The organism is Clostridium estertheticum (assembly GCF_011065935.2).
GTDB classification, from domain to species: Bacteria; Bacillota; Clostridia; order Clostridiales; family Clostridiaceae; genus Clostridium_AD; species Clostridium_AD estertheticum_A.
Genome location: NZ_JAAMNH020000001.1, coordinates 2,022,056 through 2,040,282, shown reverse-complemented (window position 1 = coordinate 2,040,282; position 18,227 = coordinate 2,022,056). Strand labels below are relative to the sequence as shown.

Here is an 18,227-nt window from a genome sequence, read left to right as displayed (position 1 = left end):
CGTGGTCACAAAATAAAGTGACTACGGTTACTTTATGAATGTATATCTATTCACTAAGTAAATCCTTAATATATATTGCCGCTGATGTTCTATCAGAAATTCCTATTTTGCTATATAGATTGCTTACATAGTTTTTTACTGTACCACCTGATATATATAGCGAAGATGCAATTTGCTTATTGGTAAACCCTTGAGCAAGCATTTTTGCAATTTCAATTTCTTTTTCTGAAAGTCCAAAAGAATTTAGCAATTTAGATTCATTCTTTTTGATAGTAGTTTCAGATTCCTGACTGTACTCTTTGGCTATTTTACCGGCAAGCTTTTTAGCAATTTTAGAAGGTAATATGAAATCACCTTTATAAGCATCTTTCACCGCTTTTATAAGGCCATCCCCTTCTATATCCTTTAAAATATAACCGGTAGCACCGTTATTTAAGGATTCAACAATATATTCTTCATCATCAAAGGTGGTAAGAATAAGTATCACTATATTAGGATAAGCTTCCTTTATTAATTTGGTACATAGTACTCCACCCATATTGGGCATTCTTATATCCATAAGTACCACCTGTGGCCTGGTTTCAGAGCATAATTCTAGTGCCTCCACCCCATCCTTTGCTAGCCCTACTACCTCTATATTTTCCTCTAGCTCTAGTATTGTCTTAAGCCCGTCCCTCATAAGGGTTTGATCATCTGCTATTAGCACTCTTATCTTCTCCATAAAAATATCCCCTAAAATTTATATTTTCTTAACCGTTATTGAATGCAGGCTCTAGAATATGGAAGCGTAATTAGTAATTCTAAGCCCTCTTGCACATCAGAATTAATATCAAAGCTTCCTTCTAAGTCATAAACCCTATCTCGCATAGCGCGAAGCCCGAAGCCGTAGTTTAATATACCTGCACCTTCGCCGTTGTCTTCAAGAGAAAAACATACTTTATCTTCTTTTTTCAGTAACTTAAACAAAAAAGCAGTACTTTTACCATGGCGAATTCCATTAGTAAGACCCTCTAGTAAAGACGATATAATTACCTTTTGTGCTTCTTTAGTTAAATTTAATGAAGAGTCTATTTCAGATTTTATTGTCACCTCAGAATGTAGCTGAGTATCCTTAATTACCGCTTCTAAAGAAGGATAAAACTCTAATAACTCATTACCTTTTTCAAGCACCCGTACAGAGCCCCTAATATCATTAAGGCCCTTTCTCACTTGGCCTTGTGCTAGGCAAAGTTTTTCAAGTGATAAATCCAAATCCCCCTTCATCAGTCTTTTACTAGCCTCTATTTCTACTAAAACTGTGGTTAAAGTATGTCCCACTGTATCATGAATTTCCCGTGCTATTTTATTTCTCTCTTTAAGAATAGTCATCATCTCTAATTTTTCATATGCTTCCTTTAAATTCATATATATGCAGTCTTTTTCTAATTTTTCAATAGTTATTTTTTTTAGAGAAATTTCAATTATTTCTGTTTGTTTCAATAAATATCTTACAAGGAAAAATATCAAATAAATTATACAAAATACGAGTAGACTTAAAAGTATTTTCACAAAGATGATGCCAAGTTCAAAATTCACCATAATACTTAACGACACGCTATAAAGTACAAAGGAAATAATCGAAGCAATCATACCAAAGACTAAGCTGAAATTTAGGACAATATCTTCTAGCATAAAAAAATATAAACATAAAGATAGATGAGAGTTATCATATAGATTAAGTATAAAAATTAATATAAAATCTATTATCAAAGAAAAACAGCTTAGATTTTTATGATTTTCACTTCCATATATGAAAAACACTCTAATAGTGTAAGAGGTTAAAAATATGAAAGTTAAAGTAACAATTAATAATTGATTTTCGGCGTTACAAATTGCACTTATTAAAAAAATTCCAGTAAATAATATATAATTAATAATCATTAAAATATCTTTAATCTTATTGCTCACAAAACACCTCACAGTTTTAAAATAGTACAAGGCACATTCAAATAAATAACAAATCAGTATACTAGTCTATTCTAGCCTAGTCTATTCTAATGTACCTCATCACCTAAATTTACAATAAAGAGGATTAATATGCAAGTCCTTATTCCTTCATCTCAAATAATCCAAATATCTCTTCCTCACTTAAAGCTGCAAAGCCTTCTCCACTTGCCAGTTCATCTCCCATAAGAGACGATATTAGTTTTTTCTTCTCTTCTTGAAGTGACAAAATCTTTTCCTCAATGGTGCCCTTAGCTATAATTTTTATAACTTCTACCACATGTTTTTGCCCAATTCTATGTGCTCTATCTGTAGCCTGCTCTTCTACTGCAGGATTCCACCAAGGATCAAAGTGAACTACTACATCTGCAGAAGTTAAATTAAGCCCCGTGCCTCCAGCCTTTAAGCTTATTAAAAATACAGAGTTTTCACCATCATTGAAGGCTTTAACCAAATTCATTCTCTTCTCTGAAGGCACCGATCCATCCAAGTAACTAAAGGATATTTTCTCTACCTTTAGTCTTTTTTGTATATTCTTAAGAACGGAGGTGAATTGCGAGAAAACAAGGACCCTATGCCCCTCCTCTATACTCTTATGAAGAAGCTCCACTAGAGCTTCTATCTTTGCACTGCCACCACTGTAATCATTCATGAGCACTGTAGGATCTAGGCATAGTTGTCTTAGTTTTGTTATATAAGAAAGTATCTCTATTTTACTATTTTTAAACTCATCATTCTTTACTTTATTTTCAATAAGCTCCATGGCATGGTTCGCATAGGTTTTATAAACTTTCTTTTGCTCTTCCTCTAAGTTTACTATTAGTGGTTTTTCTATTTTGTCAGGTAATTCCTTTAGAACATCTTTTTTTCTCCGCCTTAGAATAAAAGGTTTTATAAGCCTATTTAAATCTTCTAATATCTCAGGACTTTCCTTAAGTTTTTTATGATATCTGACACTAAATCTCTTTTCATCGTAAAGGTATCCCGGCATTATAAAATCAAATATGGACCATAAATCCATAAGAGAATTTTCTATAGGGGTACCAGATAGAGCAAACCTTGTTTTCGCCACTATCTCCTTTACGGCTATTGCATTTTGAGAATGTGGATTTTTTATGTTTTGTGCTTCATCTAATATGCAATAATCAAACCCTAATACCTTATAGCTTTCTAAATCCCTCTTTATTAGATTATAAGTAGTTATAATTACATCATAATTTTCTATATTTTTTATTATCTCTTCTCTTGTATCCTTTAATCCATTAGCTGCAGCTATCTTTAACCTAGGTGCAAACTTTTCAAACTCACTTATCCAATTATATATTAAGGAGGTAGGTGCTACAATTATAGTCTTACTTCCCACATTAGATAATATAAAAGTAATAGCTTGAATGGTTTTGCCAAGGCCCATTTCATCTCCTAGAATCCCACCAAACCCTAAATAATCTAAGGTTTTAAGCCAATTATATCCGATTTTTTGATACTCTCTTAATTTCCCCTTAAAGGTAGCTGGCTCTTTGAAATTCAATTTTTCTACATTCTTAAGCTTATCTTTTATTTCTTTTAACTCTTTTTTCCCACTTATATATCTAATGCTATTTTCCTCTAAATAACCATCTAGAAAAACACCCTTGCTTTTTGATATTTCAATATGATTATTTTCAATACGAGCTGGGGTCATAACATCTAAAAGCTTTAAGAATTTATTAAGTTCGAGTTCCTCCAAATCAAGGTACTCACCAGTTTTGAGTTTATAATATTTAAGATTATTTCTAAAGGCTCTTAATATATTGGTAGTTTCGCGTGGCTCAATATCTCCTATTTTGAAATCCATTTCAAAGTAATTATATTTTCCGCTCTTAATATCTCCACTAATCCCAGATGTCCCCAGTGATTTTATACCTTTAAAACTTTCTGAGTAATACACATCTCCTATTTCTTGAAGTTTTCCTACATCACTTTTAAAGAATTTAAATATATAGTCCTCTCCCTTTGTGAAATAAAACTTATTCTTTATTTCACATAGACCAAAGGCTTTTAATGCTCCGATGACTTGAGTTTCCACTTTAGAATCTCTATATATTATTTTCTCTGTGCAATCCTCAAAAATGTTAAACTCAAAGGTTCCGTACTTCACCTTTAATGTTAGAGTAATATCTTTTCCCTCCTGATTAAAATAGAAGCTAAACCCACAATTACTCATTACTATTTTATCTTTAATAGACTTTGATAGTGTAACATTAGGTGATAAAAAATTAAGATCTGGAACAAGCCTTCTTAATATATTCTCCTCCTCCATGCTTGTCATAGTTATCACCCTTGCCTCATTAAAAACTTGGAGGTAAGGATTTATTTTATAACAAAACTCAAAATCTGGAAGATATATATTGCTGCCATACAAAAAAACATCATTTTTAGATCCTAAAGCCACTGGCATTCCATTTAGTGATTTAAGCACATAATTATTTTTTATTAGCTTCAAATCAAAATCCAGGGCAGGTGCTTCATATAAAATTTCAGTGTCTACAGGCCTTGAAAAAAATCCTTCATTCAAATAGACCCTATGCTTATTTATAATTTCAAAAAATTCCCGTGTCAAAAATTTAGGAATATTAATATTTTTCCCATCTATATAACGATCTTCACTTCTGTTAACGTACCTTTGGGAGGATTCCATTGTCTTTAACATTTCAATGAAATCCATAAGTCTTTTATCCTTTGTACTCAATCTTTGATCTGCCCTATTAAAAGTGAAATTTTTGCTATAGTTTATAGGAATATTATTATCATAGGCTAATAAAAAATGATTGATATCCTTTAAAATGTAAAGATTGCTGGAAGTCATAGAGTTTAATCCTATTTTAAACTCTGCTGTAAGGCTGTTTGTCCACTGATTTTTATTTATATAGATCTCTATTTTAGTTTCATCCTTATGTTTTTCATCTCCTAAAAGCATTGATAATACATTGCTACTACTTTTAAATATAGCTTGCCCCACCACATCCTCTTCTTTTAACAGCGGGTGACTCGCTAAATCTTCTACCGCACTATAAAAGGTTGCCACTAAATGTTTACAACAATAATTTTCTTTTTTAAACTCGTTATTTTCAAAATCAGCGCAGGTACAGAAGGTAGTAAAAATACTTTTTCTCTCTGCATCCATCTCAATTTTTGTGTGATATTCATTAAAAAGTTTCTCCGAAATCACATTGCCTTCTATGCATATTAACTTATCTTCATTTGTAATATCAACAGAAGAAACTAAATCATTATTAAGAACCCTTTGCCCCTTAGCATGATTTTTACCACTGGTTCCTTCATTAAATATTTGTAATACCATATCTTCTTTCAACATATTTTCTCCCTAGTTTTTAGAATTTTATAACCTTTTAATTATACCATAAAAAAGGAAAGAACATAAAACTTGCGTTTTATTTTCTTTCCTAAATACCTAACATAGCCTAAATCATTTAAAAATTACAACATACCAACTAATAACTGACCCAAAGTGTTTACAAAATTTAAATCCTCGAATTTGAATTCCTTAACTTTAATAGGAACAGTTAAATAAAGTATTCCACAAACAACTCCTGATTTGATTATAGGAACAGCTAAAACAGAGTTCCAATTTGGCATTCCAGTTACTAAGTCATAGTCTACTATAGAGTCCCAATCTATTATACATTTACCTTGCTTTTCTTTAATTACAGACTCTATTATATCTCCACTATAGCCTTTAACCCCAGTCCAATTTTCCTTGAAAATTCTTCTCCCGAATTTTTCAGTAACTTCATTATTATTTACCATAAAAAACATACCATTTTGTGCCTCAGTGGTTTCAATTATTCTTCCAAGTGCCTTGAATATTTTAGTTTCCAAATCACAATCATCCTTAATAATTTGAATTAACTCCACCATAGCTAGTACATTTCTTGAATCTTGAACTACATTTCCTGACACTATTCCTGATAGTTTATCACTACCCTTTACGGTTCCGCGAAACTTATCTTCCCATATTTGGCATCTATTTCTACCATTTGCCTTTGCCACATATAGTGCTTGGTCCGCTTTTTCTACCAATTCTTGCTTCCATTTTCCATGGTTTGGGTAAGTAGCAATTCCCATACTCACAGTTAACTCTCTTTTAGAACCTAGTATTTTTTTATTTTCAATACTTTGTCTTATTCTTTCAGCAATTCCACTAGCCACATTGGTATCCGTACCTGGTAAAATCACAATAAACTCTTCCCCACCATATCGTCCACATATATCTATCTTCCTAATTGAATCCATAACGATTTTACAAACATCCCGCAGCACTCCGTCTCCAGTTTGATGACCAAATCTGTCGTTAACACCTTTAAAATTATCCAAATCAAACATGATAATTGAGAACACTCCAGAAGTTCCACTAGCCTTTTCAACATTTTCAGATAGTGCTTCTTCGAGGAAGCGCCTTGTAAGTGTTCCTGTGAGTTTATCAATGGAAGAACTGATTTTGAGTAAATAATTTTCCATGATAAAACTTATAAATGAGGTTAAATCCAAACATTTATTCAAGCTTTCTTCATTAAAATTATTTAGCACTCTTTCAGACTCCATGTATAAATATCCCTTTATATTTTCTAGTTTAAATGTTTCAATACCACTTTTACTCTCACCCTTGGAGTTTTCAACATAGCAGTTATTTTTTCTTACAATTGGTATACACATTATTGATTTCATACCACTGGGCATAAGTCTAAATTCTATATTTTTTGTGTTATTAAACCCCTCACTAACTAATATAGAGTTTTTAGTTTCACGTACTCTTTGCAATATTAGTTTTATATCTGTGATATCATGATTACCATAGCTAGAAGCAACAACTGAGCATTCATTGTCATTCCCTTCAGAAATAATTAAGCTCCTAGTGGATAATACCATACTTGAAATAAGTTTTGTAATTACATCTAACGTTTGCAATGGGTCCTCACACATATTAGTAATTATGTCATTTATATTATGAATCCCCTCTGGCAGAATGGAACTGTATATCTTTTGAGCTGATTCAACAAAACTTTTATTATTTAATATTTCAGTAAAGGCACCGTAATTAAAAAGAATTGATAAATCATTATTGTTTGAAATGGTGATTTTACCATCTTCCAAATTGCACATTTCACCATATTCATAGGTCTTGCTCATGCCTTTAATCATATTAAACGGCTTCATCATATTATATGCATTTATATAATTAATTCTTAACCGCTCAGGCAATTGCAGCGTGCAATCTTTAATTATCTCACAGGCTTCAAAGTAATAATTTACTGCATAGAAATAATCCACCTGTGAAAAATAGTAATCTCCAATAGTACTACATATTTTCCATTGAAAAAATTTATTTTTCACTTTTTTAGACAAATCCAAAGCAAGCATTAAGCTTTCTATCTTATTTTTGTCTTTGCTTATGAGTCCTTCTAAATATAACCTTTTAATATTAACCAGTTCAACTAAAATCTCAACATCACTGGAAGAATGAATCTCAAATAAATTAGTAGCCTCTTCAACATATCCCTTTTCAAACAAAACTATACAAATTTCATATAATGCATTAATTTTATTCGTATTATTCTTATGTCCATAGATTATCGTTTCTACATGTTCAATGTTTTTCTTTATATCCTCTATTCTTTCAGATCTGTGTATTTCTAAAATAAACAATAATAATTTGCTATTATTATCTTGAGTTGTACCATCATTATTATATATCTCTAGGGCTTTTTTTATTAAATCGTAGGCTGAATCTATATCTCCTATTCCAAGATAAAGTTCTGCTCTCATTTGATAATATAATGAGATATCTTTACCTTGGATAGGATATTGTTCTAACTCCACTTGTGCTAGTAAATGGTATTCATATGCCTCCTTATTATTCCCCATTTTTAACGAAATAAAGGAAAGATAGTTGTAAGTGTAAAATATATTACTTTCAAATTCTATATTTTTCGACTTTTCTAATACATCTTTAAAATATTTAAATGCAGCATCATAATCAAAATTATCTGAATTACAAGTTGCTATGTTAGTTAAAGCAACTAATCCCAATTCTATACTATTATTTTCTTCACAAATTAATATAAGTTTATTATAATAGGAAATTGCAGTTTCACTATCTCCATAGTAGTCCCCATAAATTACTCCAATGTTGTTTAAGCATCGGCTCATGCCTTCAGAGTCATTTATTTCTTCGAAATATTTAAGTCCTTTCTTTAAACTGTCTAAAGCTTCAGTTGTTTTAGATGTTTGTGTATACATAATACCAAGAATATTGTACATCAGTCCCTTGTATCTTATATAATCATTTCCACATTCTTCAATACAACTTGTACATATTTCAAAGACATTATCATATTCTTGCCTTAAAAGATATATACGAGCAAAAATCCTTTTGTTTTCAAGGTAGCCTTCCATATACTCAATATTTAGCAATAGTGATTCACCTTTTTTTATATATTCGATTGCTTTTTCCACTTCATTTTTTTTGATATATATATTAGCTATTTTATTTGCACAATCAACTTGAAGTTTTTCTTCCACTATTTTTTTTGAATATTTATATGTTTTTTTATAAGTTTCTAATGCCCCTGATAAGTTACCAATATCTGAGTAAATATCTCCTATTTTAAGAATAACCTCTACTTTTTTATTTTGATCCTCTTCATCAGACAACATGGATAATGCCTTCTCATACTTAGAAATAGCCTCATCCATTATTCTAAGTGATTTCATTTTTTCTGCAAGCTCAATACAATATTTCACAAGCCTATTCTTATCCTTAGCCTTTTCTAAATGATATATAAGCTCTTCTTTATTTTCTCTTCCATCTGCTTGAAATAAATTTTCAAGCACTGAAGCTGCAAATTCGTGTTTCACTTGCCGCTGCTGCTCACTTAATCTATTATATATTAGATTTTTAAGCACCTTATTGTAAAAATCAAATACAAAACCCATATCCTCAATTTTTTTAATTAAAATTCCTTTAGAGCATAATTCATCAATATAGCCCTCTATGCTTTTTTCAGTACCAATGAAAAGCTTTTTAATAACTTCGATTGAAACAGCAGTATTAAAAATAGCTATAGTACTTAGAATTTCATAGCTGTCTTTGTTAATTTCCTTAATTTGATTAAGTAATGCTTGTTCCATTGTGGATGCTATGGGCAATTCATCAATAGTTTCAAAAGGAACACGCCATTTAGCATTATTCTCATTTATACAAAGGATTTTTTTAGCCACAAAATCTTTTAGTGTTTCCTCAACAAAAAGAGGATTTCCATAGGTTTTACCATAAACTTTTTTCCCAAAGTCATTAAAAACTCTAGGGCTACTAAGTATTTCTTGAATCATTATAGCAGTTTCTTCATTATTTAAATTGCATAAATAAAGGTTCAAATTGTTAGAATTTTTATTTAATAATTGTTGAAGTTTATTATTTGTAGTATATTTACTATTATTATAAGATAAAATAATCATTATATTTTGTTCATTATTATTTTGTAAATTAATATACTCTAAAAGTTCCAGTGAAAATTCATCCAAACAATGAGCATTATCAATAATAAACACCGTAGGCTTATTATACATTGACTCTTCAATAAAGCTATACACTCTACTAATTAGCCTATATTTTTCCTTTTCACCTACTAAGGTTTCTGAAGCCACAATATTATTTTCCGCACCAAGTTCCGGGATGAATTTTATTAATTCACTTTGATACCTTTTTACTATTTCCTCATCGCACATAGATACTATTTTCTTTAATATATCTACAAAAGCCTTATTACTTTTATCCTGGCAATTTTCTATGGCAAAGCTAGCATACACGTTGGCTTTTTTCATATAAAGTAAATGTTCAATTTCTTTTAATAGTCTTGTTTTTCCAATGCCTTGTTCACCATGAACAAGGATAATTTTACTCAGTGCATTATGTATAGTTAAATTGTCATAAGCACTAATTATTTCTTTAATTTCAGCACTCCTACCTACTATTTTAGTTTTAAAATTCAACTTCTCTATTTCATCAATTATATAAGACTTATAGTTTTTACTGAAAATTATATTGATGTCTTCAACGATTTCATTTATATTATTATATCGCTGTATTAAATCTTGCTGCGTCATTTTTCTAACAATTATCATTAAATTATTGAAAAAATCTGTTGTTTTACTACTTTCACTGTATTGATTTTTAGCTTTATTCTCTAAATTTACAATACTTTGGTTAATGTTTGAATTTTGAGGTAGTTTAATTTCACATAAGAAGAGTAAAACTACTCCCATTGAATATATGTCTGAGGCTATTGATTTTTTACTATCTATAAGGTACTCAGGTGATTTAAAGTTAAGTTGTCCTATCTTATTATGAGCATAATCTTGATTTTGAATTTCTATAGTTGGTAAATCCACAAGAGTAACTTTATATTTATTGTATTGATGTGAAATCATTATATTATTACTATTTAATTCTCCATAAATAAAGCCTCTAATATGCAAATAATTTAAAGCCTTACATAGTTGCATAAATATATCTAAAATTTCATTTTCATTTATATTAGAAGTTAATTCCTGTAGTTCTTCGGAATTTTCCAGATAATCATTTGTATAAAAGTATTCACTGTTGGTTACTTTTTTATTATCAATGGTGTGAACCAGCCCAAAGTCAAATACCTTACTTATATTTGCATGATTTATAGTTGCTAGTGTTGTAAATTCATTTACATAAAAATCCATCAAATTTTCTGATGAAAATTCAGAATTAATAATAGTTAATTGCATTTTTTTATTATTATTAATCACATCAGAAACAAGATAGGATGATTTAATCCTATCTTGACTTAATTTTGTAATTATTCTATATCTGTTGTTTATCAAATTCATTATCCAACACTTCCTTACATGCAAATATACTATTATTGACATTATAACATATCATTTGTATATACTATAGTATGATAATGGATTTTTGAAACATTTCCCATAAATTTTATAAGTTTGATTAATGTTACTATTTAGAACTATTAATAGGAACTATAATTCTATCAAACAAATCACTATTTTCATTAATTTTTGTATTGCTACCAACCACACAATGTAAATTTTGTTTTATTACTGCTTCTAGTACCTTCGCAAAATTTCTTATATCCTCTGCCGTAGTAGATAGAGCTTCATCGCGTAGTTTTTGAATATCATCTTGAGTATTTCCTGAAAAATACATATTGTCTCCCATTGCACCTTTATAGTAGGCTCCTGTTAAAGAATCCATGCTCCCTATTGTTCCTATTATATAGTTATCCATTTCTTTCTCACTGGCTTTAAAGTTTTTCAAAAAATTCACAGCTCCATCAAAGGTTTTTAAAGTTTCCTTTAAATTTGGATCTCGGTAGGAATAGAATAAGACCTCGTAATTTGTAAAGCTCATCGACCCTCCATATGCTCCACCTTTAACTCTAAGTTCCTTCCATAAATAATCGCTATTTAAAATATTTTCAACAACCTTCATTTTCCCATTATAGTTAAACCCTGCACCTTTAAAACTTCCAGCCTTAACCACGTATTGCACTTGTGACTGAGTGATAAAAGCCTCGTTTTTCTTTGAAAAATCAAATTTATACTCCTGCATAGGAAATGTTTTTTCCGTAATTTTTTTCGTTAAACAAGTAAGACTGCTTGCAAAGTCACCATAATATTTTTCATCACCTGTGTAACTTACAACTAATCCTTCTTTGTTAAATACAAAATCTTTTACAAGGTGTAAATTCTTCACTATATCATCAAATTTAGAATCAAAATTTCTGTCTAAATCACAAATAAAATTATAATAAGGTAAATATCCCAAATCAATGTACTTGCCACTATTTGATAAATAAGATAGTGTACGCTCTATTGCAAGACTATTACCTCCATTTACAAACATGGATTCATAATTTGCCTTTGAAGCACTAATTAAACCCTTTATACGATTCTTATCTTCAAATTTACTATTATTTATTATTTCTTCTAAAAGTTCCAAGGCTTTTGGTAATGTACTATTAAGAGCGGTTACTGAAATACTCATTTTAGGATAGTATTTATTACTGTCAATGTAATCTTTAAATTGTGTTGAACTAAAAGTAATACCTCCCGTAACCGACCTTATTTTATTTGAAAGTTGTTTGAAATCATATTTTTCCGTGCTAACATTTCCTAAAATATTTGCTAGTAATTTTAAATATAATATTTTATTTTGGGGCACCTTTGAACTGTCAAAATATAAATTAGAATAAATAATGCCATCAGTAAATAAAGGATGACACAATACTTTAATGCCCCCTTCAATTTTCTCTAATGTTAGTATTTTTTCTGATTTTAAGTTTAAATCACCTCGCGTAAGTGTTGGTATTCTAGATAAATTTTCACTGGTATCCCCTGTGTCCTGCCACTTTTTCAACTCTTCCGCGTCTTTTTTTATTTTAGCTAACTCAATTTCTGATAATGATGCCTTGTAAGTTGAAAGCTTATTTTTTGTGATTTCTTCACTTTTTTCATTTAATCCATTAATAGGTTTTAATACAACTAATGAATTATGTTTATTTTCCAATAAATATTTTTGTACTAATTTTTCAAAATATCTATGAGATAGCTTAGATTTTATTTTCTTAAGTGAGGGCGTTATCTCCAAATATTCTGTAGGACACCCATCATTATTCCAGGAGTTTAGGGTAGCAGACATGTAATTCATACCTCTACTCGCCTCCGAGTTTTCACTATGCAAACTGAATTCTATAGCAGTGAATACAGAACCTACTAACTCTTCATCAAAACCTTCTTTTACTATTTGCTTTAGAGTAGCCTCTACAACATTTTTGAATTTATACTTCTCAGATTCATTTGCATTTGTTGCAATTATACTGAAAATTGGTTGTTTTGTTGAAGTATTAAAGCTTGCATAAGCATTAGCACCAACTCCACTATTTAATAGTGCTTTCCTTAGAGGTGAAGCTTCAGTATTCAAAAGAAGCGCCTGAAGCATTTCAAACCCTAAAACGGTTTCTACATCAGAAGCTTTATCTATTACATAGTTAGTTGATAAGTAAGTCATATTTGCTGCATTCGCATCTTTAGCTATTGAATAAAACCCTTCTTTTTCAACGTTTATTTCGTAGTTATTTTGTAATTTAATTTCACTATCCACAGTTGTTTTTTTAATCTTACTCAGATAATTATCATCTATAAATTTTAATGTATTTTCAATATCTAATTTTCCATATAAATATATAGAACTATTTGATGGAATATAATATTTTTTATAAATTTCAATAAATTTCTCATAACTTAGTTCAGGGATATTTTCTGGATTACCACCAGATTCAAAACTGTATGAAGTATCTTTAAAAAGCGATTTATTGATAGTATTTGAAAGTCTTACCTGTGGTGAGGAGTAAGCACCTTTCATTTCGTTGTATACTATGCCGTTATAACTTATTTCACCTGACTGTTTATTAACTTCATAATGCCAACCTTCTTGTTTAAGTATTCTGGGATCTTTAGAAATATTTGGATAGAACACCGCATCCAAATACACACTCATCAAATTCTTAAAGTCCTTTTCATTCTTACTTGCCACTGGATACATTGTAAAATCTGTTCCTGTAAAAGCATTTATAAATGTACTCAATGATTGCTTAGTCATAATTAAAAATGGATCTTTAACAGGATATTTTTCTGAACCACACAAAACTGAATGTTCTATTATATGATTAACACCGGTGTTGTCAAATACCGGAGTTCGAAAACTTATTGAAAACACCTTGTTTTCATCCAGGTTTTGTAAATAAATCAGTTTAGCTCCACTTTTTGCATGTTTAAATATCATAGCAGTAGAATGTATATCTTCAATCCACCTTTTAGACTCTAACTTAAAACCTGATAGATTTTGACCTTTTTTAAAGACATCCATAGCACTTGTAGTGGATGTATAATTACTTAATTGTACCTGTTTGCCTTGCATAGCTTTTGCAACCTGTATGCCTTGTGCAATACCACTGAAATTATTTAACAATAATGCAGATATCATTAATGTAGAAATTATTTTTGTGAGCTTCTTCATCCTTTTCCCCCTTAAATATATATTTTTTTTACTGCAGCGTTTTTCATGCTATAACTAGTATGTTTTATTTCGGAGTAACTATTCAGTTACTCTTTTAAAAATCACATAAAGGCAAGCTCAAAAAAAACACCTCACATTCAAATACACTATATATTTGAACGTAAGGTGTTAAATTAATTGACTATAATAATAATTATATCCCAATAAGTGAAATTAACCCATGAGCCAAAGTTTCTCCCCAACTTAAATAATCAAATCCTTATCATCTTCCAGGTACTCACCGGAGCTTATCAATTTATATAAAATCAAATTTTTTATATAGGGTATAGGCAGGTTTATTATCAAGGTGAACATCTAAAATAATGTCTTTTACATTACTTATGCACATATCATTTATACACCTGGATAATAGTGTAGAACCAACCCCTTTGTTACGATATTCTGGTGAAACATGCAGCGAATAAATATGTAATCTTTGTCCTGCTTCTGGAAGTCCTATTAAAATACCAATAGCATCATTATTATCATATGCAGTTATAATATATCTATTAGAGAAATCTCCTAAAATACCATTCTGAAGATTACTGACAAACCTATCTGGTTTCTTGCCTGCAGTATCTGGGTCTAATATTCCTACTGTAAATTCTGATAGATAATACTTTAAAAATTCCTCTAATTCTATTCCTTCTAAAGTTAACTTCTTTACTTGAAATTGAGAGGTAATTTTCACTTGTTCAATTAAACTTTTTTTTAATTGTATTTTCATTAGCTTCTCCCCTATTTTTTAGTAATATATTGCAAATATTTTTGAATATATAATAATATTACCATATATTCAAAAATATTTACAGTATAAATCATTTGTGCTTGCAGCCATCTAAACTAGGTCACTTGTTTTCATTTGTATAGTACTAAAAACCTTTTCAACCATATCAAAATGATCTTTATGCCATTCTTTTATATCCTTAATATTATGAAAACCAACATCTATACTTTCAGTTGACAACTTTAAATTCCCGCCTTTAATTTTACACAAAAATAAAATATGATACGATGTATGAGGTTGTCCAAAGTCACCTGGCAATCGAGTAAATATATCGATGATATTTTCTACTTCTACTTCATATCCTGTTTCTTCAAATAATTCTCTCTTTATTGAAGCTTCAGGAGTTTCACCAATTTCAGCCCACCCTCCAGGGACTCCCCACAACTCATCGTCACTACGTCTTTCTAATAAAACATTAAAATCTTCATCAAGTACAATTCCATTAACGCCAATTCTAGGAGTTATATAACCTAATTCTTTTTTGAATCTGTCCAAAATGATATCTTGCGACTCTTTGCATATTCTTGAGTAGCCTTCACATGCTAATTCCATCAAACGGTTATATCTTTGTTTATCATACTCATCTTTGCAAAAACAGAGTCCTAATTGCCCTATAGCTCTTATTTCATCTAACATATCTAAAATATATTTATCTTGCTTCATTTTAAAATTCACTCCTTTTAATTTAAGACAAATGCAAACTTATAATCCATTATTTAACTATAGATGATTACGTAAGGTAATGTGCAAGTTAATTAGTTTTTTAGAATAAAAAAATCCAGTAGAATAAATCTTCTACTGGATTTTTTACATATTTATTGATTGTGAATTAATTAAACGGATTCTCCATTTAACATATTAAGCATATCTTGTTTTTCTTTCGTAAACCTGTTGTATACACTCTGTTTTACCTCTTGCGAACTACTTCTAAAATAAATATCAACCTTTTGGCGTTCATTATATAAATCATTTATTATATTACCATCATTATTATTTAAATTAAGTTTTGAGAAAACAGATAAGGTTCCGCCTACCCCATGTTGAACTACTGTAGACAATAAACTTTCCTTTAATGCATCACCTTTTTTGCTTATGTCAAACCCGTATTTTGACTTTAATGCTTGTGCCGCCGTATCATAATAATTTCCTTTAATACAATCTTGCTGAAGTTTCAAAAATTTATCTTTATCAGATAGTGCAATACTAATCCATGCAGTATCGAAGTTTTTACCGTATCTATTACCATCTTTAGCTTTTGCCTCAGATAGTTTGGAAAAAACTTCATTATCTTTTTGTTGTAGTGAGTTTACAAAAGAATCTAAAGATCCTGTTTTAGAAGAAAACTGCCAAGCGCCATAGGACTTACCACCATAATCTCCAGGTGTGTTACTTATTGTACCTGGATTCGCATTAGATTCATATTTAGCAGAGATGTTACCCAATCCGCTAAATTTATTTTCTACGTTTTGGCTATCATTATTTAAAAATGATTGCGTGGTGCCTCTCATAATTGAATTGAAATTACTCATTGAGCCTAATGAATCATTTAAGCTCAAAGAATCTTGATTTGGTAGTGCAGTAGACATAAGCTCTGCCATCATTGATTTACCTGAGCTATCCATGATTTGAATAAGCATTGTTTGAAAAGCTAATTCCTGCATTGCTTTTTCATCCTCAAAATCTTTTGTGCTTTTATCCGAAATCTTATTATTGTATTTTATTTGCTCTGCATATTGCTTTAATAGTGTATTATTAATTATATTTGTAGATAATGCCATGATTATCACCCGTTTTATATAGATTATTTCCCTACAATATATATATCGTATATTATAATAAAAACTTTATATCCTTTGTTTGAAAAACAAATGTATTACATAAGTTGGAATAGAGTAAACCCCGAGAATATAAAAAAAGAATATTACACATAATAAAGGGGTCAACCTGTTTTACTAAAATTAATACTTAATTACAAAATATTGCTAATGTATAATATGAATTGTATGCAGTGGGCTCATTTATATATTATATGTTTTTATGTAGAATTATATAGGGTTATTAATATATTAGGTTATAGAGGGTGGGTAATATGAAAAATGAAATTAATTACGTAGAAATTGGAAACCGTATAAGGCTGGAACGAGAAAAATTTGATATGACCAGAGAAAAATTAGCAGAGCTCTTAAACCTTTCCCCCTATTTTCTAGGACAAATTGAAAGAGGAGAAAGAAAAATGAGTATTAGTACATTGATAAATATTTCTGAATGTTTACACGTTTCAATAGATTATTTGTTTTTTGAACAAGTAAACATAAACACTAATAATAATGTTTTGCATTCATTGATTAATAAATGTTCAGAGAAAGAAATCATTGTAATTGAAGGTCTTATAAAGTTATTATTACCACACCTTGCAAGGTAATAAATATTAATAACCCATTTTTTTTACTAAACAAATAAAAAATATGCTAACTCCATTTTTAGGCTGTTAGCATATTTTTTATTTGCTTTTTTTAATATATAATAAATCATGGAAAATGCTACATATTATGAATTATTTTCATAATATGGATTGAGAGGGTGTTTATGGGGGAACCAATAGTTAGGAATTTTGATGAAAATAAACTTGAAACCTGCATTGATACATTGAGAGACGTTTTAAATGAAATGTGTTGTACCCTTGATGAGCATGAAATGAGTATAGAAAAGTTAATTGTAAGCAGGAAACTGGACAAACTTATAGTTGAATATATGGTTCTTAAAAAAAATAAATATCCAGATGAAGTAGAAATTGTAACACAGATACCTTTTATTATTAAGTAATAATGCTTTTAAAAATTAGCGGCAGCTGGAATCATTTAACAATTTTACTATAGCGTTGGTGAAATTGTTTTTATTTTACCAGTTCTATGGTATATTGTCAGCACGAGTGAATTTTATTAAAGATTTTCACCTCCAACTTGCTACTTGCCATGTGGGTGGCACTTTAATTCTATTATGCAGAACATCATGAGTATAATCCAAATCATAATAAGGAATATTATCTATCTGAAAAAACTCCAATTCTTCTCCTGCAACTCCTTTATGCTGAAAATGACTAGCCATTTTATTAATCATGAACCATTTTTTTGCCTCCAAAAACTGTAATTATATTTATGTATATTTTTCACAACTTTAATTTCATAAACATTATAACAAATATTTATTTTAATTTCTAATAATAGTTAGACCCAATTGTTGCAAATATTGCTAGTTTCTATTTGTTTTTACTCTTGCAAAGTGATATTATTG

The 18,227-nt window shown here is 29.7% G+C and carries 11 protein-coding genes; 2 read left to right on the top strand and 9 right to left on the bottom strand.

From position 1 onward, the window contains the following. Positions 1-46: 46 nt before the first annotated feature. The 8 genes from G9F72_RS09430 to G9F72_RS09395 form a co-directional block, all read right to left on the bottom strand. Entirely contained in the window at positions 47-721 is a 675-nt protein-coding gene (locus tag G9F72_RS09430; RefSeq protein ID WP_164956177.1) for a response regulator transcription factor, read from the bottom strand. A gap of 35 nt (positions 722-756) precedes the next feature. After that, positions 757-1,947 (bottom strand): sensor histidine kinase, encoded by a 1,191-nt coding sequence (locus G9F72_RS27380; RefSeq protein WP_224676050.1) that lies wholly within the window; start codon positions 1,945-1,947, stop codon positions 757-759. 139 nt (positions 1,948-2,086) lie between these two features. Further along, on the bottom strand, positions 2,087-5,338 hold the full coding sequence (locus G9F72_RS09420) for a DEAD/DEAH box helicase (RefSeq protein ID WP_164956176.1): 3,252 nt from the start codon (positions 5,336-5,338) through the stop codon (positions 2,087-2,089). Positions 5,339-5,460: 122 nt separating this feature from the next. Next, entirely contained in the window at positions 5,461-10,902 is a 5,442-nt protein-coding gene (locus tag G9F72_RS09415) for a diguanylate cyclase (RefSeq protein ID WP_164956175.1), read from the bottom strand. Positions 10,903-11,029: 127 nt separating this feature from the next. Beyond that, positions 11,030-14,110: an insulinase family protein gene (locus tag G9F72_RS09410; RefSeq protein ID WP_164956174.1), complete on the bottom strand. Its 3,081-nt coding sequence runs from the start codon at positions 14,108-14,110 to the stop codon at positions 11,030-11,032. 295 nt (positions 14,111-14,405) lie between these two features. Next, positions 14,406-14,876, bottom strand: coding sequence for a GNAT family N-acetyltransferase (locus G9F72_RS09405; RefSeq protein ID WP_164956173.1), 471 nt, complete (start codon positions 14,874-14,876; stop codon positions 14,406-14,408). Positions 14,877-14,987: 111 nt separating this feature from the next. Next, a complete protein-coding gene (locus tag G9F72_RS09400; protein WP_164956172.1) occupies positions 14,988-15,599 on the bottom strand; it encodes an NUDIX hydrolase N-terminal domain-containing protein in 612 nt (203 codons plus the stop codon). Between the two features lie 170 nt (positions 15,600-15,769). After that, the gene (locus G9F72_RS09395; RefSeq protein WP_164956171.1) at positions 15,770-16,714 is read right to left on the bottom strand and encodes a vgrg protein; all 945 of its coding nucleotides are present in this window, start codon (positions 16,712-16,714) and stop codon (positions 15,770-15,772) included. Between the two features lie 311 nt (positions 16,715-17,025). Between G9F72_RS09395 and G9F72_RS09390 the strand changes: the two genes are divergently transcribed. Then, positions 17,026-17,358 (top strand): helix-turn-helix domain-containing protein, encoded by a 333-nt coding sequence (locus G9F72_RS09390; RefSeq protein ID WP_224676049.1) that lies wholly within the window; start codon positions 17,026-17,028, stop codon positions 17,356-17,358. Between the two features lie 164 nt (positions 17,359-17,522). Next, a complete protein-coding gene (locus G9F72_RS09385) occupies positions 17,523-17,759 on the top strand; it encodes a Spo0E family sporulation regulatory protein-aspartic acid phosphatase (RefSeq protein WP_164956170.1) in 237 nt (78 codons plus the stop codon). A gap of 126 nt (positions 17,760-17,885) precedes the next feature. Here the strand turns inward: G9F72_RS09385 and G9F72_RS09380 are convergent, their stop codons facing one another. Beyond that, positions 17,886-18,053 carry a hypothetical protein gene (locus G9F72_RS09380; RefSeq protein WP_164956169.1) on the bottom strand — a complete coding sequence of 56 codons (168 nt, stop codon included), beginning with the start codon at positions 18,051-18,053 and terminating at the stop codon, positions 17,886-17,888. Positions 18,054-18,227: the final 174 nt, after the last annotated feature.